The sequence below is a fragment of the Aquimarina sp. KJ22-3 genome (assembly GCF_055808215.1).
The window spans coordinates 3,455,027-3,475,235 of the sequence record NZ_CM147859.1; the positions used below are offsets into that span (position 1 = coordinate 3,455,027).

Sequence of the window (20,209 nt, forward strand, 5' to 3'; positions counted from 1 at the left end):
AGCTACACTTTTTCTGCGATTAAGATATTTTGTAATGCCATTACAAACTGATCTATTTCTTTTTTATCGATTGTAAGAGGTGGTAGTATTCTTAACAGTTTTTTATTCATAGATCCACCAGTAAAAATATGCGCATCATAAATCAACTTTTTACGTAATTCTCCTACTTCGTAGTCAAATTCTAAACCAACCATGAGCCCTCTACCTTTACATTTTTTAATTCCTGGTAGTTCTTTAATTTTAGTTAAGAAATACTCCCCAATTGACGCTGCATTATCTACCAAATTTTCGGTCTCAATTACCTCAAGTACTGCAAGAGCTGCTGCACAAGCTAAATGATTACCTCCAAACGTAGTTCCTAGCAATCCATAACTAGGTTGAATATGTGGAGCTATTAGTATACCTCCGATAGGAAAACCATTCCCCATCCCTTTGGCAACAGAAATAATATCAGGGGTAATGCCATGATGCTGATGCGCAAAGAACTTTCCACTTCTTCCATATCCAGATTGAATTTCGTCGGCAATCAATACCACATTATTCTGTTTGCAAAGCAATTGTAATTCCTGAAAAAATCCAGTGGTCGGTTGATCAAGACCTCCTACTCCTTGAATGGGTTCAATGATTACAGCGCATACATCTCCTTTCTCTAATTCTTGGGTCACAGCATCAATATCATTCAAAGGCAGAAAAGTTACTTCTTGCTGCTTATTGAGCGGAGCGTTAATTTTGGCATTATCTGTTACTGCAACTGCTGCCGACGTTCTACCATGAAATGCATTATCAAAAGCAATCACACGAGATTTACCGGTATGAAAAGAGGCTAGTTTCAGCGCATTTTCATTGGCTTCTGCGCCAGAATTACACAAAAACAATTGATAGGTATCATATCCTGATAATGCTCCCAGCTTTTGTGCCAATTCGGTTTGCATACTGTTCTGTACCGCATTGGAATAAAATCCTATGTTATCAATCTGCTCTTTTATTTTTTTGGTATAGTGAGGATGCGAATGCCCTATGGAAATTACTCCGTGACCTCCGTACAAATCTAAATATTCTACTCCATTTTTATCAATAACGGTGCTATTGAATGCCTTTACTGGTTCTACATTATATAGTGGATATACATCAAACAATTTCATACTCATATTCTTTTTAGTGCTCCTTATTTTATTGTATTTATCTTTTCATAAGAGGCCATCACCCCTTTTATGACCGAAGAACTAAGACCTTGATGTTCCATCTCATTTAGACCTTCGATAGTACATCCCTGAGGTGTCGTTACCTTATCAATTTCACGTTCTGGATGTGTTCCATTTTTTGCAACCAAAGTTGCAGCCCCCATAGCTGTTTGCACTGCAATAATCTGTGCCTCATGAGGGTGAAATCCCATTTGTATTCCTCCTTGAATCATTGCTCTAAGAAACCTCAAAAAGAATGCAATCCCACTTGCCCCTAATACGGTAGCTGCCTGCATAAGTCGCTCTTCGATGATCAACGTTTTTCCGATAGTATCAAACATCTTTTGAACAAAGGTTAACTCTTCTTTTACGTCCTCGTTTGCAGAAATACAGGTCATCGATAATTTTTTTGACGCTCCAGTATTTGGCATTACACGAATCACCTTGTTTTGAGGAACCACTTCATTGATCTCTTCAATTGACGTTCCCGTGACGGTCGAGATCAATATCTGATCGGTGGTGAGTTCTTCTTTTATTTCTTCCAGAACTGCATCCAACTGTCTGGGTTGCACACACAAGATCACCCATTTCACGTCAGAAATAGCCTCTGCAATATTTTGAGAGGTTGACACTCCCAATTTCTCTTTTACTTCAGTCAAATTATGTTCTGACTTATCGACTACCGTAATATGTTTTGCTTCAAAAAGGTCGCTATTGGCCAATCCTGAAATAATGGATTTCCCTAAGTTTCCTCCTCCTATAATGGTTATCTTATTCATGTCTAAAATGCACTTGCTTTTAATTCTAAACCTGTTTTCTCTTCAATTCCAAACATTAAATTCATGTTATGAATAGCTTGCCCAGATGCTCCTTTGATCAAATTATCTATTACAGATGTAATGAGTAACATCCCTTTCTTCTTGCTAATATGAAGGATGCATTTGTTGGTATTGACCACTTGTTTTAAGTGAATTTCCTGATCTGAAACTACGGTAAACTGAGCTTCTTTATAAAAATCCTTATACAGTTGAACGGCTTCTTCCTCACTTCCAGCAAATTCGGTATAAAGAGTTACGTATATTCCCTTGCTGAAATTTCCTCGATTAGGAATAAAGAACAACGGACTATCAAAATTGGGTTGTAACTGCACCAAACTTTCCTGGATCTCGTCTAGATGCTGATGGGTAAATACCTTATAACTGGAAAAATTATTATCTCTCCAACTAAAATGAGTAGTACTACCGGGTATTACACCAGCTCCTGTGCTTCCAGTGGTTGCGTTGATATGTACAGCACTATTCAATTGATCAATGGATGCCAATGGTAACAATGCCAATTGGATAGCTGTAGCAAAACAACCCGGATTAGCAATGTTTGTTGCTTTTACTATTTTTTCCTTTTGCAATTCAGGCAATCCATATACAAAATCCCTGTTTTGGTAGCTTTTATCTTTGTTCAACCTGAAATCATTTCCAAGATCAATCACTTTGGTCGTTTCAGAAAAACTATGTTCATTCAGAAAAGCTTGAGATCGCCCATGACCTAAACACAAAAACACTACATCCACATTTGGGTTTACGGTATCAGTAAATTCTAAATCAATTTCTCCGACCAGATCAGGGTGTTGCTTATGTATTGAAACTCCAGCATTGGTAGTACTGTACACAAAATCCAGTTGCACTTTTGGATGATGTATCAAAAGCCTAAGTAATTCTCCGGCAGTATATCCTGACCCTCCTATTATTCCAACTTTTATCATGATTGATCTGGGTTTACGTTGTGATATATTTTATTGGCATTGCCATAAATCTTAATAAAACCTTTGGCGTCATCTGCAGTCCAGGAATTATTCATCTCTCCATACTGTCCGAAATCGGATTTCATCATATCAAAATCTGATTCTACTCCTTCTAACATAAAGTGATACGGTTTTAATTTCACCTTTACTTCTCCTGTAACTGATTTTTGTGAATCTTCCAAAAACACCTCTATATTTCGCATTACCGGATCCAGGTAATTCCCTTCATGTAATAGCATGCCATACCAATTGGCCAATTGTTCTTTCCAATACTGTTGCCATTTGGTCAGTACATGTTTTTCTAACAGATGATGTGCTTTTATAATCACAATGGGTGCCGCTGCTTCAAATCCAACTCTTCCTTTTATTCCGATAATGGTATCTCCTACATGAATATCTCTACCAATAGCAAAGGCGCTTGCCAGCTCTTCAAGCTTTAGTATATTATTTACTGGAGTATCTTTTATGCCATCCAAACCAACGAGTTCTCCTTTCTCAAAATTGAGCGTAATGGTTTCTTCTTTGTCTTTTTGGAGTTGGCTTGGGAACGCTTCATCTGGTAACGGGTTTTGAGAAGTTAGCGTTTCTTTACCTCCTACACTAGTTCCCCAAATCCCTTTATTGATGGAATATTGGGCCTTTTCCCAACTGTACTGCACTCCATGACTTTGAAGGTAAGCGACCTCTTCTTGTCTTGAAAGTTTAAGATCTCTAATCGGTGTTATGATTTCAATTTCTGGTGCCAGGGTTTGAAAAATCACATCAAATCTTATCTGGTCATTCCCTGCTCCTGTACTTCCATGAGCTATATATTTTGCACCAATTTGCTTTGCATAATTGATCACCTCTATCGCCTGGAAGATTCTTTCTGCACTTACAGACAAAGGATAGGTATTGTTTTTTAGGACATTACCATAAATCAAATATTTGATTGCTTTTTGGTAAAATTCTTCAACAATGGTCTTATTGATATGAGATGAACTTCCAAGTTCGTAAGCTCTTTTTCCGGTTTCTTCTAATTCTGTTTCCGAAAATCCTCCAGTATTTACCAAAATGGTATGCACTTCAAGATTTTTCTCATGAATTAAATATTTTACACAATAAGAGGTATCTAGTCCCCCACTATATGCCAATACTACTTTTTCCATAATAACAATGGTTTATTATTTGCAAGCATGGTTTGCTTGATCTTTTTTAATCTTTTTAATACTTTTTGATTGAACCACTTCTCTTTCTTTTTCTTTTTTCGAAGCGGATCGTACAGCATTCCGGTACATAAACACATTTTATGATCCTTTGAAGTCAAAATCTCATAGTTTGTACATGTCTTACAACCCGACCAAAACTTTGGATCATCCGTTAATTCTGAGAACGTTACCGGCTTATATCCCAATTCAGAATTAATTTTCATCACTGCCAAACCTGTAGTGATTCCGAATACTTTGGCTGTTGGGTATTTTTTTAAGGAATGATTAAACGTAAATTCTTTAATCTTTTTTGCCAATCCGCGGTTTCTAAAGTCCGGATGCACAATTAAACCTGAATGTGCAACATACTCGCCATGGCCCCAACTTTCTATGTAACAAAAACCGGCAAAACGATCATCGCATAATGCAATGATTGCATCGCCATTTTTCATTTTGGTTTGCACATACTCTGGTGTTCGCTTAGCGATACCCGTTCCTCTTACCTTGGCGGAATCCGATATTACACTGCAAATTTCTTCAGCGTATAGAAAATGACTTTCGTCTGCTATTGTAATGTGTACTTCTTGCATAAACGTAAGCTGCGTTTATCAAAAGTTTGATAATTAGTTTTGATTTTATTTTTGGTATCCAGGAAGTGATAAAGAAAAGTGCAAAAAACTAATAATTGCATATAGCCTTTGTTACAGTTCTAAAATCAAGTTGGATGTCTCTCGGGGAAGTAGGGCGCACCTACTTCAGAAGAAAATTAAACCCCCAAGGGGCGACGGAAACGGCGTACAGGAGTAATTGAAATATTACCTAATGTGTTCAAAGATTGAACTTTAACTTCCGAATAAATAAATGTTGCCGTTTTCATAATAGTAACTCTAAATCGTCGGCCGTAGCCCCTTTCGTTAACTAATACTGCAATATTAAGTAAAAACTTTGTACCACAGTGAATTATTATGTAAAAATTAGCATTAATACGAATATGGCAAAAAAAAGTATTAAAAATTAAATAGTACGCAATGAATGATTTTGATAAATGGACAACAATAAAAAAGGTGTTCTATAGTTTATGTATTGGTTACCCAAAAATAGGTTTCGAAAATAATTACGTATTACAAAATCAATGACTTTATCAAAACAAACAAAAAAATCAAAGGATATTCAGCTTCTTAAAAGCATCTGTTTATATAGGACTCACATCAATACCATGCGCACCGTTTATTTCTGTACACTGTAGTTCTAACATCTCAATTTTCAAAAAAAACATTCCCCCTTCTTCGTTTATTAGTATGGCAAAAATTAATGGTGAATAACCACCATTTTTAATAAATACTAACTAAACAAAAATCATAATTGAAAATATCAATTCTCTATTTTTTTAACAATAATTTTGTTAATTATCAATTTTTAATTTGTGAAAATCAACAAATTAATATAAATTGGTCGACCAATTCAGAGAATTATATTGATTTAACACAAACAAACGATCATGAAAAACTTAAGAAAAGCTGCTTACTATGCTTGTGTAGCATTAGCTCTAATTACATTTACGAATTGCACCACGGATATTGAATTTGCGGATGATGTATCCCTCACCGAAGAAAATGATAATTTGAAACAATCTTTGGTAGAATTATCTGTTGCCTCAGTTTCTGCTAACGGGGATGACGGTAACGTTCCTTCCAACACTTTGGATGGCAACTTAAACACAAGGTGGTCTTCTTTTGGAAGAACAGGAAAATACATCACCTTTGATTTAGGTTCTTCAAAAAAGATCTCCAGGATTAAAATCGCATGGTACAAAGGAGATCAACGTAAAGCATTTTTTAAAGTACGAGTAGGTAATTCTACTTCGAGTTTATCAACAGTGATAGATAAGAAGAATGAAGGAAGTAGTGGGAATACCCGTCAATTAGAAACGTATGATTTCTCGGAAACCACTGCAAGATATGTTCGTATTTCCAGTTTTGGAAACTCCAGCAATGATTGGAATAGTGTTACCGAAGTAGAAATCTATGGAGAAGATGGATCAGTAAATCCGCCACCTCCACCACCTTCTAGCAATACTCCGTATGCTCTTCTTGGTTTACAGAATTGGAAACTTAACGGTCTGAGCGGAACTCCATCAAACAACCAATATGTTGATGCTATTCCTAACCTATCGAATTATACGAATGAGGATTGGTTCTTTGTTCAAAACAATTGGGCAATATTCCAGGTTTGGGCAGGAAGTGATACTTCTTCAGGTTCCGGAAACCCTAGAATGGAATTGAGAGAATTAACGGCCAATGGAAATAGCAACATATTCTGGGATGGTACAACAAATACAGAACACCGTATGAAATGGAGAGTACGAGTAGATCGATTACCTAGTTCTGGAAAAGTTTGTTTTGGTCAAATTCATGATAAAACCGACAAATTTGATGATGTAATTCGAGTGCAATGTCAAGGAAGCGCTAATCAAACCAGTGGATCTGTAAAAATGAGAATTAACGGTTACGTTACTGAAGTACTCGAAGGTGGAGGGAAAACAGTAGGGAACTTTAATTTGGGAGAAGAAATGTATCTTGAACTCACTTACAAGAACAGCATTGTAAAACTTTATGAATTAGATAATAGCGGTAATAGAGTACGTACTATATATACCTCAAAATCGGTTGCTGCCAAAGAAAACTACTTTAAAGCAGGAAACTATTTACAATCAATGAAAGGAAAAAGTTACAAGAGTTCGGATTACGGAAGAGTAGGTATTGACAAACTCGAAGTATTTCATTAAACACTTGACACAAAGGAAATAAATTAATCTAAGAAAACACGGCTATTCCTCTTTTTATGGGATAGCCGTATTTTTATTAGAAAATTTAAAGTTTTTTAAAATTATATTAATAATTTTAAGAATATTTTGTGGTAAACCAAAATGGAATTACCCAATTGTCAAGTACCAAAACCTTATGAAAATAAACACGATCGATAAAACCAAAAAATCAGAAAACAAAAAAGAAAGCAAAGAAGAAGTTATTATTTCCAAAATAAGAGAACTCATTCTTTCCAAACAACTGGAACCTGGGGATCGACTTCCTGCCGAACGCGAACTTTCTGAGAAATTTGGAGTGACTAGAAATCAGCTTCGACAGGCACTCCAAAAACTTGAGTTTTATGGTCTTGTACAAAAGTTTCCTCAATCCGGAACACGGGTATCCAACATTGGTGTTACTGCATTAAATGGAATGATGTCGGATATTCTACAACTACAAAAACCTGATTTCAAGTCTTTTGTTGAAACCAGGATTATTTTGGAAACCAATGCTGTGCAACTGGCCGCAAAGCGAAGAACAGCACAGCAAATGGAAGAAATCCAAAAGGCGCATAAAGCATACAGCGAAAAAGCTATGAAAGGTATTGCTGCAATTGAAGAGGATTTGATGTTTCATATCAAAATTGCTGAAGCAAGCAATAACAGTGTGATCAACTCTTTAATGCTTATTATTACACCAGAAATTATTACTCATTTTATTACAAATAAAGTGTGTAATAAAGAAGAGAGCTACTTATTAGTTAAAGAGCATCAGGCCATAGTGGATGCTATTCAAGAGCAAAAACCAGAAGAAGCTGTACAACATTTGAAAGATCATTTTAAAGAACTTTATAAATATTGTGAGCAATAAACTACTCTATTACTATGATAATTCTCAATGAGAAATGATTAGAAATAACACTCATTATTTATACAATACATAAGGAATTCATTAATTTTTTAATAAAAAAATAAATTTTCTTCTTTGATAATTGATTTATATTACTATTTTTGGTTAACCAATTTGGTTAACCAGATTTCATATGACAAAAATAGTAACATATCCCGCAGTACTTTTAGTACTACTTTTAGCCTCTTGTCAATCTTCGAATACTACAAAGGAGAACAGTACCATTGCAACTTTACAGGCTTTTAATGACGCTGTTCAACAAGCAAAACCTGGTGACTCCATCATCCTAGCTTCTGGTGTATGGCAAGATACCGAGTTACTATTTGAAGCCAAAGGGGAAAAAGACAATCCTATTACCTTAACTGTCGAAGAAAAAGGGAAAACTACATTAGAAGGAAACTCCAATCTTAGAATAGCGGGCGAACATCTTGTAGTGAGCGGTCTGGTTTTTAAAAATGGCTTCACTCCTACTTCAGAAGTGATCTCTTTTAAAAAAGACAAAAATACCTTCGCTTCTCATTCACGTCTAACCGAATGTGTGATTGACAACTATAGCAATCCAGAGCGAAGAGAACAAGATTATTGGATTGGTATCTACGGAAAAAACAATCGCATCGACCACAACCATTTTGAAGGCAAAGGAAATTTGGGGGTAACCATGGCAGTTCGTTTAAATTCGAAAAAATTTATAGAAAATCATCACCAAATCGATCATAATTATTTTGGTCCAAGACAAACCCTTGGTTCTAACGGTGGCGAAACCTTACGTATAGGAACAAGTCATCATTCGTTAAGTAATTCAAACACCATTGTAGAAAACAACTATTTTGATCGTTGTGGTGGAGAGCTTGAAATCATTTCCAACAAATCTTGTCAAAACACCTTCCGTAACAATGTGTTTTATGAATGCAGAGGAACACTTACCATGAGACATGGTAATGAAACCATGGTAAAAAACAATGTATTTATAGGTAATGGAATACCTAGTACAGGAGGTATCCGTGTGATCAACGGGAAACAAACTGTTGAAAACAACTACGGAATTGGACTCACCGGATATCGTTTTGGCGGAGCTCTGGTGGTAATGAATGGAGTTCCTAATTCACCACTTAACCGATATTTTCAGGTAGAAGATGCCAAAATAAATAATAACACTTTTATCAATTGCAACTATATACAGTTATGCGCAGGAAGTGATAGTGAGCGCAGTGCCACTCCTATCAATTCTGAAATGCAAAACAACATTTTTTACAACGAATCAAAAGATGATACCTTCACTGTATACGATGATATCAGTGGTATTGATTTTCAGAATAATATTATCAGTCCTAATACAAAACCAATCACAGAAAAGGGATTTGTATCCAAAAAACTAGCTCTTCAGAAAAATGCCCAAGGATTGCTGATTTCTACTCAAAGCAGCCAAGCTGGAGCCTCTATTGCAGAAAATGTACCTACCAAAGAAACCACAGGTCCTTCATGGTACCCTAAAACCAATAAGAAAATCAAATTTGATGCTGGTAAAACTATTCAAGTAGCCCCTGGGAATAATACACTTTATGATGCGGTAAAAAATTCAGCGCCTGGAGACATCATACAACTCACCTCCCCTCATGGATATCTGGTCACCAAAACCATCAATATCAATCATCCGATTACTATCACCTCATTTCTTGAAAAATCGACAATTGTTTTTGAGAAAAATTCGCTTTTTGACATTCAAAACGGCGGGAATCTTAAACTTAATAAGTTAATTTTTGATGGTAAAGAAGCCCCTGATTACTCTGGAAATTCGGTAATCAGAACCAGCAAATATTCTATGAACAAGAACTACACCTTGCTGATCAATGCCTGCGAATTCAAAAACCTGAATATCAATCATTCCTACAATGCAATCAAGGTATACAAGAATACAGTTGCAGACACTATTAGTATTACCAATTCTACCTTCAAAAACATTACTGGTGATATACTGGCTTTGGATAAGGAGATTGGAGAGAATGGGATATTCAATGCAGAATTTGTAATTCTTAAAAACAATGTGTTTTCAGACATCCAGGGAGCTGTTTTAAATCTGGTACGTGACGGTCGTGATGAGAGTACTTTTGGTCCATTTCTAACTTTTGACCATAATGTGTTGGATAATGTTGGAAATGGAAAAAGAAATAAAAACAAAAAATCCATAACCATGGTAGGTGTGCAAAATGCAGAGATTAAAAATAGCATATTCAACAACAGCAAGGGAATACAAATGCATTTGGTGGTAGGTGGTCCTATTGCCAAAGTACATCATAACAATTTCTTTGATTCTGAAAAAGTGATCGTAACCGGAGATCAGGACTATGAAGTAAATACATTATGGTCTTTGGATCCCAAATTTTTGAACAAAACCAGTTATGCACTACAGGAAGATTCTGAATTGCAAAATAAGGGAGACGACGGACTTCATCTTGGACTTATTAAATAAGGTATAAAGGACGTATAAATGAACACACAAACATTTTTGACTAAGATTAGGCATTACTTCGTACTACCTATTTTATTTGTGGGGATATCCTTTATATATGCTCAAGATCACCCCAATCTGATCCTAACAAAAAAAGGAGTACAAGAAATCAGAAAACATCTTGGTCAAGTCCCTATTTTTGATCAAACACTAGCCAACGTTAAAGCCGAAATTGATATCGAAATGGAAAAAGGTGTCCTTGTACCAATTCCAAAGGATATGGCTGGAGGATATACGCATGATCAGCATAAGAAAAACTGGAAAACGCTTCAAAAAGCAGGGGTATTATACCAGATATTACAAGATGACAAATATGCATTATACGTTCATGAAGTATTAAAAGCATATGCCAAAATGTATCCTACTTTGCCACTTCACCCTCAAGAAAGATCATATGCGCGTGGGAAAATTTTCTGGCAATGTTTGAATGATGCTAACTGGCTGGTATATGTTAGTCAAGCTTATGATTGCATTTATGATTTTTTATCAAAAGAGGATAGAAAGTTTCTAGAGCAACAACTTTTTATTCCTTACGCAGATTTTTTATCCAAAGAAACTCCCCAATTTTTCAATCGAATTCATAATCACAGTACCTGGGGAAATGTCGCTGTAGGGATGATTGGACTAGTAATGGATAATGAAGAACTAGTGCAAAGAGCACTACAGGGTTTACAGGATGTAAAAGCCAATCCAAACCTTAAAGATAATGATGGAGGTTTTATATCGATTGATGGACAAAAAACTGGGTTTCTTGCTAATCTTGATGCGCCATTTTCTCCTGATGGATATTATACCGAAGGCCCGTATTACCAAAGATATGCCATGTATCCATTTATGATATTCGCCCAGGCTTTACAAAACAAAAAACCTGAGTTAAACATTTTTGAATACAAAGATCAGGTATTGATCAAATCGGTCTATGCTTTACTCAATTTAACCGATAGCGATGGTGAGTTTTTTCCGTTAAACGACGCTCAAAAAGGAATGTCTTATCTATCCAACGAATTGGTTTCTGCAGTTGACATTGCCTATTATTTTGGGCAAAAAGATCCCGCTTTACTAAGTATCGCAAAGGAACAGAATAAAGTTCAGCTTGACGAAGCTGGATTACATGTAGCTTTACGAATCAAAGAAAATAAAGCAAAAGCTTTTCCTAAAAACTCAATCGAATTAAAAGATGGTGCTAACGGAGAGCAAGGAGGTATTGGCATATTAAGATCATTGGAACAACCATTTGAGTTGGTCATGAAATATACATCTCAGGGATTAAGCCACGGTCATTATGACAAATTATCCTATTCCTTTTATAACGATGGAAAAGAAGTTCTACAAGATTATGGTTTAGCTCGATTTGTAAATATCGAACAGAAAAACGGTGGAGGTTATTTGAAAGAAAATAAAACCTGGGCCAAACAAACTATTGCTCATAATACGATCATTCAAGATCAGGTATCTCATTTTGGTGGAAAATATGAGATCGGAAGTACACATCATTCTAAACCTTACCTATTCGATATTTCAAACCCTAAAATTCAATGGGTAAGTGCACAAGAAAAAAATGCTTACCCCAATACCTCTTTGCATAGAACTATGATCTTGCTAGAGGACGAAGATTTCAAAGCTCCCCTACTCATTGATGTTATGCATTACGAATCAGATCTACCTCATCAATTTGATCTTCCTTTTTACTATAACGGACAAATAATAGCCACCAATTTTGAGTATAAAAAACCAGAAAAACTAGAACCCCTGGGTGATGATTTTGGATATCAACATCTATGGCTAGAAGGAAAAAGTGATGCATTATCTACAAAAACTGCTCAATTTACCTGGTTATCAAATCGCCAGTTTTACACGATATCTATGCTCTCTAATGCTGAAGATCAACTATTGTTTACTCGTATTGGAGCCAATGACCCCAAATTTAACCTTAGAAAAGATCCCGCACTTATCCATAGAAAAGTAAATTCTCAATCCGATACTTTCATTTCTATTATTGAAGCTCACGGATCCTACAGCCCTGTTACCGAACTTGCCAAAAATGCTTCTAGTACGATCAAAAGTGTTGAAAAAATTGACCTTCTCGATAAAAATTACATCGGATGGACAATTACCACAACCACAGATCGAAAACACACTTTTTTGTTATGCCTAACCAATAACAAAAAAGAGGTTTTACATACCGTAAAATTTATGGGAAAGACCATAAAATGGAAAGGCCCATATGTATATAAAAAGACAAACTAATTTAAAACAGCTTAATAATGAAAAGTTTTGGTTCAAGTAAAGAATTTGTATTAGGAAAGGAAATTGAATGGGAAAAAGTAGGAGAAGGTGTACATCGTCAAATCATGGGATACGATGATAAATTAATGTTGGTAAATGTAAAATTCGACAAAGGAGGAATCGGTGTTATGCATCAACATTATCATTCTCAAGTGACTTACGTAATGAGCGGTAAGTTTGAAGTAACTATTGGTGAAGAAAAAAAGGTATTAACTGCAGGAGACTCATTTTACATTCCTCCAAATGTAATGCATGGAGCAATTTGTCTGGAGTCAGGTTTTCTTATAGACACTTTCAGTCCAATACGAGAAGATTTTATGGAGTAATAGGGCCCTCATAGCTGTACTAAACATAGTGCAATCCTTTCTCGTATTGCGAATATATGTGCTCCACCCTATCTCAAATTGAGAAACACTCAATTTTTTAACGATAAAAATCAATATAATTTTTTTTAACATTAAAATAACATATATTTGGTAAACCAAATTGGTTATCCAGTTTGGTTTACCACAAAAAAACAATCAAATAATCACTAGAAAAAAACTCAATACATTTTATGAAGTCAGTCAGAAATACTTAAAACAAAAAAGGACAGGTGCGCGCCTATCCTTTCTTCAATTACTTCTTTTGGAGGGAAGTAATAGTTAAACACATGATCTTGTCATCACATGTCCTACAAAAGTACAAAAATTTTAACAATTATGTTTGGGCTATGTGATTAGTACAAAGGGGAATTAGGAAATACATCTTCTTTATTATTCTTCATTAGGATATCCTTACCGATATCCCTCTCATTGTAGAAACATAACATATTTAAAATGAATTTTAAAATCAAACTAATTTTTATTGTCCTGGTCTTATCACAAATACCACTCTTGGCCCAGGAGAGCTATTTATTATCTGGTAGAGTCAGCGATGAAAAGGGATTACCTGTACCAGGAGTAAATGTGATCATCACAAATACCAATACGGGTGCCTCTACAGATTTTGATGGTAATTATCAGATACAGGTCAAAGAAAAAGACGTACTACAATTTTCGTATATCGGATATATAACTCAAACAGTAATCATTTCTGATCAAACTACACTAAATATCGTACTACAGGAAGATGCGGCAGAACTCGAACAGGTTGTAGTAATCGGATATGGAACACAAAAGAAATCATTACTTACCGGAGCTATTTCCAAAGTTGTTAATGAAGATCTGGATCAAATTGCAGTATCCAGGGTCGACGAAGCATTAATCGGTCAAGTATCCGGGGTAAATATTAGAAACTCTGAAGGAGAAGCAGGTTCTGCTCCTACCATTAGAATTCGCGGTGTGGGATCGATCACATCAAACAACGGACCACTGGTTGTAGTAGACGGTGCCGTGGTGGATTCAGATTTTTTGACCAATATCGACATGAATAACGTAGAATCTTTTGAGGTACTGAAAGATGCTGCTTCTGCTTCGATATTTGGTTCGAGAGGATCTAATGGAGTTATTCAGATTACCACAAAACAAGGTAAAGAAGGTAAAGCACGCTTTACCTATAATACGTTTACCGGGATTAAAGAAGGTAGAAGAAGTGATGCCTATGATATCGATTTTCAGGCTGAGTTGGATAGAGAACGTCGAATTACAGGCGGACTTTCTTTAGGAAGTCAATTTAGACAACTGATCAACGCCGATAACGACTGGCAAGACATTATCCTAGACGGAGGTGTTATTCAAAGTCACAGTTTTAGTGTAAGAGGTGGTAGTAAGAAAACCAAATACAACGTAAACTTGAGTTATGTTTCGGATGATGGAGTATTACTTACCGATAGTTTCGAGAGATATCAGGCACAACTTAAGGTGAGTACGAAGGTTACTGACGACTTTAAAATAGGAGCTAGTTTTTCTCCTTCTTACTCAAAACGAAGAAGATTTAGTGCCACCGGACTTTATGATGTAGTGAGACAACCGTCATGGGTTCCTTCTCGACTAGATGAAACCAACATTAACTTTGTAAACAGAGTACGTGATGGTGGTCGATTTGCTGATGCACAAATTGGAGATTACGTTTTGCAAAGAATGTTTGACGATTTCGAATATCCAGCTGGAGCAACCAGTATTTTTGATGGAGCTGGGAACTTTCAGGGAGTTCCTGTAACTAGTGGTGTAGATATTAGTAATACGAGTAATATCAACCCTTTAGCGAAGCTATTAGAGCGTCAGCGTTTTGAAAACCGATATAATTTCTTCGGAAACTTATATGCGGATTACAAATTCACCGACTATTTAAGCTTTAAATCTACATTTACTGCCACTTATGAGAATAGAATCAACACCGATTATCGCGGTGTAAACAATACCAGAAATGGAGCGGCAGCTGCAACAGCATCTTATGACACACGTAGTCGATATGCTTTAATTTCGGATAACATTTTAAGCTTTAATAAAACTATAGGAAAGCATAAGATTAGTGCTATTGCTGGTATTTCTTTGGAAAATAGATTTTTTGAAGAATCACAGATTGAAGCTAGTGGATTCACTTCAGATTTAATTCCAAATGTTGGTGGAGGATCTATTATTAACGATGCCACTGCATTTGAATATGAAAACTTTTTGAACGCCTTTTTAGGTCGTGTGATTTACTCTTATGATGATAAATATTTATTTAATGCAAGTATTCGTCGCGATGGAAGTTCAATTTTTGGACAAGATACTAAATACGGTAACTTCCCTGCAGTATCTGCCGGTTGGGTAGTATCTAATGAAGCATTTATGGAAAATGTGGATTGGATCAACCAACTTAAATTCAGAGTAAGTTATGGAGTTACAGGTACCAACGATCTTAATGGAGATTTCTTAACCGAGAACTACCCTTCTCTTGCATTATTAGAGCCTTCCAGTGCAGTAATTGATGGTTCAATAACCAATGGCTTTAATCCAGTTAACATCCCTAACGCATTACTACAATGGGAACGATCTGAAGAAATTAACCCAGGGGTTGACTTTGGTTTCTTTAATAATGCTATTTCTGGTTCTGTAGATTACTATAAAAGAACTAGTGATGAGTTACTACTGGATAACCCGGTTTCTGGAACCACAGGTTTTACCTCTGCTCTAGTTAACCTGGGAACAGTAGAAAATGAAGGTGTAGAAGTTGAACTACGAACTCGATTTATCAATAGAGAAAAATTCAAATGGTCTGCATCTTTAATCGGATCTTTTAACAAGAATACTTTAGTAGATTTTGGAGATTCAAACGGGCAGGTAGTGAACACCAATGATGGTAGCCGTTTGGTAGAATGGATCAACCTTGAAGGTCAGCCGATTTCTTCATTCTATGGATATGTATTTGATAGAGACATTCCTTTCGAATTCTTGAATGATCCATTTAGACAAGTGGGGAATAGAACACAATTTGCTTACGCAAAAGATTTGAACGGCGATGGTCTAATCGATGAAGATGATAAAACCATTTTGGGTGACCCGTATCCAGATCTGATTTGGAGTTTTGGTAACGATATTCAAATTGGAAATGTAGATTTCAGCTTCCTTTTCCAAGGTAGCCACGGAGCAAAAACGTATAACCTGGGAGATCAATACATATTTGATTTCTTCAATAGTAATACAGTAGATTTTGATCGATCTATCACACCAGATCAAGAATTTTTGGTACAACGTATATTCACTAGTCAATTAGTACAAAATGCAGGTTATGTGGCTTTACGTACCGTAAGTTTAGGATTCAATTTTCCAGATCAAGTACTGGATAACTTGAACTTATCTAGTCTTAGACTATATGCTACTGGTCAAAACTTACTATTCATCACAGCTGATGATTATACAGGTTGGAATCCGGAACATGTTCGAGAACTAACACCACTTACCTTTGGTTATCAAAGAGGTGGTACGCCAATACAACAAACTATAACACTAGGTGTAAATGTTGAATTTTAACATCTCTAAAACAAGACTTATGAAACTAATAAAAATATATTCATTGTTTTGCCTGGCCGCTTGTTTATGGTCATGTGATTTAGACACCGTGCCAGAATCGGCGACTACCGTTGATAATTTCTTTAATGATGATGATGAAATAACGGCAGGAATCATCAATATATACGATGGTTTACAAGGTAGTAATCCATTAGAAGGTGATGGTGGTTTTAACAATCCGCATTTGGCAATACAGATAGAATATCAAATGGCAGAAACGCTAAGTGACAATTCTAGAACTAAAAGTGGATCTCCTCAAGGTTTCGACTTCGAAACTTTTACCGTAACTCCAGAAACTGCTGCTGTAATCACCTATTACCGAAGCATGTATAATATCATCTTTAGAGCGAATCTAGTACTAGAAAACCTGGCAAATGCGTCTGAAGAAAATGCAAATAGATTTGAAGCAGAAGCTCGTTTTCTTAGAGCATATGCATACTTTAATCTGGTTCGCTTTTATGGAGATGTTCCTCTAGTGGATAGAGTAATTGGTCCACAGGAGACTGAAATTGCTTTCACTCGAGTGGACGAAAGTTTAGTTTACGAATTAATTGTAAGTGATCTTCAGTTTGCGGTTGCTAGTGATTTGGATAATAGCTTCAGAACTAGAGCGTCTAAAGCTGCAGCACAAACTTTTCTTGCAAAAGTATACCTAACTCTAGGAACCAATTATCTGGAAGCGCAACGTTTGTTAGAAGACGTGATTGCTAGTGGCGACTATAGTCTAGAACCTAATTTCTTAGATATATTTTATAACGAAGCTAATGATGAAACCGTATTCTCTATTGGTTTTGATGATACCATTGTAAATGATAGCCAAGGGTTTTCTGCGGAGTTTTTGGATGCTGTAGGGCGTGGTACAGGTTCTAATTACGCAACCGCCGAGTTAGTCGAAGCTTTCAATAATTTTGGAGGAAATAGAGGACAATTTACATTTAGAGAAGACCCAGGAAATCCAGGGTTGTTTCAAACCGTAAAATTCCTTCCTATTGTAGATGAAACTGTAGGTGTTACTACGGCACCAGCTAACCCAAGAATTGCAGGTAATGACTGGATTGTAACACGTTATGCAGATGTATTATTACTTCATGTTGAAGCGATTATGGCTGGTGGTCTAGAAACTAGTGCTCCTGCAGCAATTGCTTCTTTCCAGGCAGTACGACAAAGAGCCGGTATCATGGATCCTGTAACCAATATCACCAAGCAAGCATTAATGGATGAAAGACGTGTAGAGTTAGCTTTCGAGAACCACCGTTTTCTGGATTTGAAACGTTTTGGAGTGGCGCAAGATGTGTTGTCTGCTTTTTCTGCAGCAAACAGTTTTGAATTTCAAGCTACAGATCTACTACTGCCTATCCCTGGAGCAGAGATTTCTATCAGTCAAGGATTGCTAACACAAAACCCAGGATACTAAAGTTAAAACATAACGTTATGAAAAAAATAATTTTAAACAATCAAATACTTTCAAAAGCCAGCATAGCACTGCTTCTGGTTTTTGCAACGGTATTTGCCTCTTGTGAGTTTATAGACGAATTACCTGAAGAAAACTCTATCGCAGATGAGACACCACCAACGGCGTTTTTCACATTTACGAATGGGGTTGAAATTGAAACTTTTACACGAGTAGCTTTTGCCAATCAATCTGATAATGCTACCTCTTATAGTTGGGATTTGGGCGATGGAAATACCTCTACAGAGGTAGACCCTGTAAATGTTTACCCAGGAGAAGGCTCTTTTACAGTTACGTTAACGGTTTCTGACGCACTGGGTCAAACCTCAACCTATTCTGAAACTATAGAGTTAATCGAGCCAGATGTGCCAGATGTACCAGACCCTGTATTACTTAACCCAGAGTTTGATCGACTTCCAAAATCTTCAGGATCGGATTGTACCTGTTCTGGATGGATTAACAGAAGTGTTGGGGAGCAAGGTGAGTCTAGTAGTGGTAATGGATCTGACGTGATCAAATTAGATAATGCAGAGCCAGATCATGCGTATCAAGAATTTGCAGTAACTCCAAACGCAGATTATAGAATCGAAATCCCTATACGTTTCGAATCTGATCAAACTGGAGATCTACCTACTCAACTAGAAGTAAGAGTACTTGCTGGAGAAGGATATGTAGATGGATATACTCCTGCAACTTATGCAGATACCGTAGAGATCCCACAGGACGGTTTTGGTTATACTTCTATTGCTCAAATCGAAGAAGCAGGTAACAACTTATTATTGGAAACTGTAGATAACCCTAATACTTCAGAGTATCGTTTATTTACGTTCTTCTTTAACTCAGGAGCCAATGATAGCGTAGCACTATTTATAAGAGGTATTGGTAACTCTGGTCCGGAAGACCCTGCTGACTTTGCTCTATACGGTTACTCTAGCGGTGATGAAGAAGTGCGTTTAGATTCTGTAACCATTACAGCAATTAATAACTAATTGAGAAAATGAAAATCATTCAAAATAACATATTCTCATTTTTGATAATACTATGTTTATCTGTAAGCGCTGCCTGCCAAGCGCAAAATGGCAGCGTTGCAGAGGCTAGTACTATAGAAGAATCAGAAGGAAATAATGAGGCAGCACAATCTGGTAAAATAGATTTGAGTCATTGGAAAGTTACGTTACCAATAGGTAGCCCAAAACCAATTAACGTTTCTCCGCCAGAAATTTTGGATTATGCAAATCATCCTACTTTACAAAAGTATATGTATGATGACCCCAAAGATGGTTCCCTGGTGTTTTATGCAACACCAGGTGCAACCACTACAAACACCAAATATTCTCGATGTGAACTCAGAGAACAGCTTGTTCCTGGTAAAAACAATGTGAATTGGAGTTTTAAGGATGGGGGTAGAATGAAAGCTACTATTGCAATCGATGAGATTTCGAAAAACAAAAAAGGGAAGCACGATAAAGTAATTGTGCTACAGATTCACGGCAGATTATCTAATGAACAGAAAGAATTAATCGGAAAAAAAGATAATGACGCCCCTCCTATTATGAAAGTATACTGGAATAATGGTAGAATTAGATTAAAATCAAAATTCTTAAAAAATCCTGATGCTACAGATAAGGAAGTACTGCGTAAAGATGCCTGGGGAGATGATGAAGGGTATAATTTCCCAAAGAAGGTTGGTTTCGAAAAATTTACCGTCGAAATCATAGCCTCCGAAGGTAAGATGGAGGTAATCCTTAATGACAAATACCGCAAAGTGTATAGAGGGTACGATATGAAAAGATGGGGAGTTTTTGAAAATTATTTCAAGGCAGGAAATTATCTAGCCACCAAAACTCCAAAAGCTTTTGCAAAAGTTAAATTTTATGACCTAGAAGTTTCTCATTAACCAGTAAACCAACTAGAAACCACAACCGTATGAGAACAGTTTTTTGAGATAGCCATAACACCGGGTTTATTACCCAGTACTACCCCTGGATAATAAGCCCGGAAAGTTATTTCAGAAAAAAATAATATTGATGATAGATATGCTTTTGTAGTATTTGATAATTTTATAAATTTGGATAACCAATCTGGTTAACCAGTTTGCTCAACACTCATTTGAA

General features: G+C 36.2%; 14 protein-coding genes. 9 read left to right on the forward strand and 5 right to left on the reverse strand.

The annotated features are described in order from the left end of the window. Nucleotides 1-2: 2 nt before the first annotated feature. The 5 genes from AC0L3Q_RS15900 to AC0L3Q_RS15920 are packed head-to-tail and all read right to left on the reverse strand — an operon-like array spanning nucleotide 3 to nucleotide 4,756. Nucleotides 3-1,142, reverse strand: a complete 1,140-nt coding sequence (locus AC0L3Q_RS15900) for an aspartate aminotransferase family protein (protein WP_473280910.1) — start codon at nucleotides 1,140-1,142, stop codon at nucleotides 3-5. A 23-nt stretch (nucleotides 1,143-1,165) separates the two neighbouring features. Beyond that, nucleotides 1,166-1,960, reverse strand: a complete 795-nt coding sequence (gene proC, locus AC0L3Q_RS15905; RefSeq protein WP_473280912.1) for a pyrroline-5-carboxylate reductase — start codon at nucleotides 1,958-1,960, stop codon at nucleotides 1,166-1,168. Between the two features lie 2 nt (nucleotides 1,961-1,962). Further along, nucleotides 1,963-2,940 carry an N-acetyl-gamma-glutamyl-phosphate reductase gene (argC, locus tag AC0L3Q_RS15910; protein WP_473280914.1) on the reverse strand — a complete coding sequence of 326 codons (978 nt, stop codon included), beginning with the start codon at nucleotides 2,938-2,940 and terminating at the stop codon, nucleotides 1,963-1,965. After that, nucleotides 2,937-4,127 carry an argininosuccinate synthase gene (locus AC0L3Q_RS15915; protein ID WP_473280916.1) on the reverse strand — a complete coding sequence of 397 codons (1,191 nt, stop codon included), beginning with the start codon at nucleotides 4,125-4,127 and terminating at the stop codon, nucleotides 2,937-2,939. The genes argC and AC0L3Q_RS15915 overlap by 4 nt, the downstream gene beginning before the upstream one ends. Continuing rightward, on the reverse strand, nucleotides 4,115-4,756 hold the full coding sequence (locus AC0L3Q_RS15920; protein WP_473280918.1) for a GNAT family N-acetyltransferase: 642 nt from the start codon (nucleotides 4,754-4,756) through the stop codon (nucleotides 4,115-4,117). The genes AC0L3Q_RS15915 and AC0L3Q_RS15920 overlap by 13 nt, the downstream gene beginning before the upstream one ends. Before the next feature lie 908 nt (nucleotides 4,757-5,664). On the opposite strand from AC0L3Q_RS15920, the gene AC0L3Q_RS15925 reads away from it, so the two are divergent. From AC0L3Q_RS15925 to AC0L3Q_RS15965, 9 genes are all read left to right on the forward strand, one after another. Then, the gene (locus AC0L3Q_RS15925) at nucleotides 5,665-6,951 is read left to right on the forward strand and encodes a polysaccharide lyase family 7 protein (RefSeq protein ID WP_473280920.1); all 1,287 of its coding nucleotides are present in this window, start codon (nucleotides 5,665-5,667) and stop codon (nucleotides 6,949-6,951) included. A 175-nt stretch (nucleotides 6,952-7,126) separates the two neighbouring features. Further along, nucleotides 7,127-7,840 carry a FadR/GntR family transcriptional regulator gene (locus AC0L3Q_RS15930; protein WP_473280922.1) on the forward strand — a complete coding sequence of 238 codons (714 nt, stop codon included), beginning with the start codon at nucleotides 7,127-7,129 and terminating at the stop codon, nucleotides 7,838-7,840. A gap of 172 nt (nucleotides 7,841-8,012) precedes the next feature. Further along, a complete protein-coding gene (locus tag AC0L3Q_RS15935; protein WP_473280924.1) occupies nucleotides 8,013-10,346 on the forward strand; it encodes a polysaccharide lyase 6 family protein in 2,334 nt (777 codons plus the stop codon). A gap of 18 nt (nucleotides 10,347-10,364) precedes the next feature. Next, nucleotides 10,365-12,632 carry a heparinase II/III domain-containing protein gene (locus AC0L3Q_RS15940; RefSeq protein WP_473280926.1) on the forward strand — a complete coding sequence of 756 codons (2,268 nt, stop codon included), beginning with the start codon at nucleotides 10,365-10,367 and terminating at the stop codon, nucleotides 12,630-12,632. A gap of 17 nt (nucleotides 12,633-12,649) precedes the next feature. Continuing rightward, nucleotides 12,650-12,997, forward strand: a complete 348-nt coding sequence (locus AC0L3Q_RS15945; protein WP_473280928.1) for a cupin domain-containing protein — start codon at nucleotides 12,650-12,652, stop codon at nucleotides 12,995-12,997. A 492-nt stretch (nucleotides 12,998-13,489) separates the two neighbouring features. Then, complete coding sequence (locus AC0L3Q_RS15950; RefSeq protein WP_473280930.1) at nucleotides 13,490-16,606, forward strand: SusC/RagA family TonB-linked outer membrane protein; 3,117 nt, start codon at nucleotides 13,490-13,492, stop codon at nucleotides 16,604-16,606. Between the two features lie 19 nt (nucleotides 16,607-16,625). After that, a complete protein-coding gene (locus AC0L3Q_RS15955) occupies nucleotides 16,626-18,059 on the forward strand; it encodes a RagB/SusD family nutrient uptake outer membrane protein (RefSeq protein ID WP_473280932.1) in 1,434 nt (477 codons plus the stop codon). 17 nt (nucleotides 18,060-18,076) lie between these two features. Next, on the forward strand, nucleotides 18,077-19,084 hold the full coding sequence (locus tag AC0L3Q_RS15960; RefSeq protein WP_473280934.1) for a PKD domain-containing protein: 1,008 nt from the start codon (nucleotides 18,077-18,079) through the stop codon (nucleotides 19,082-19,084). Nucleotides 19,085-19,092: 8 nt separating this feature from the next. Next, nucleotides 19,093-19,992, forward strand: a complete 900-nt coding sequence (locus AC0L3Q_RS15965) for a polysaccharide lyase family 7 protein (RefSeq protein WP_473280936.1) — start codon at nucleotides 19,093-19,095, stop codon at nucleotides 19,990-19,992. Nucleotides 19,993-20,209 lie beyond the last annotated feature (217 nt).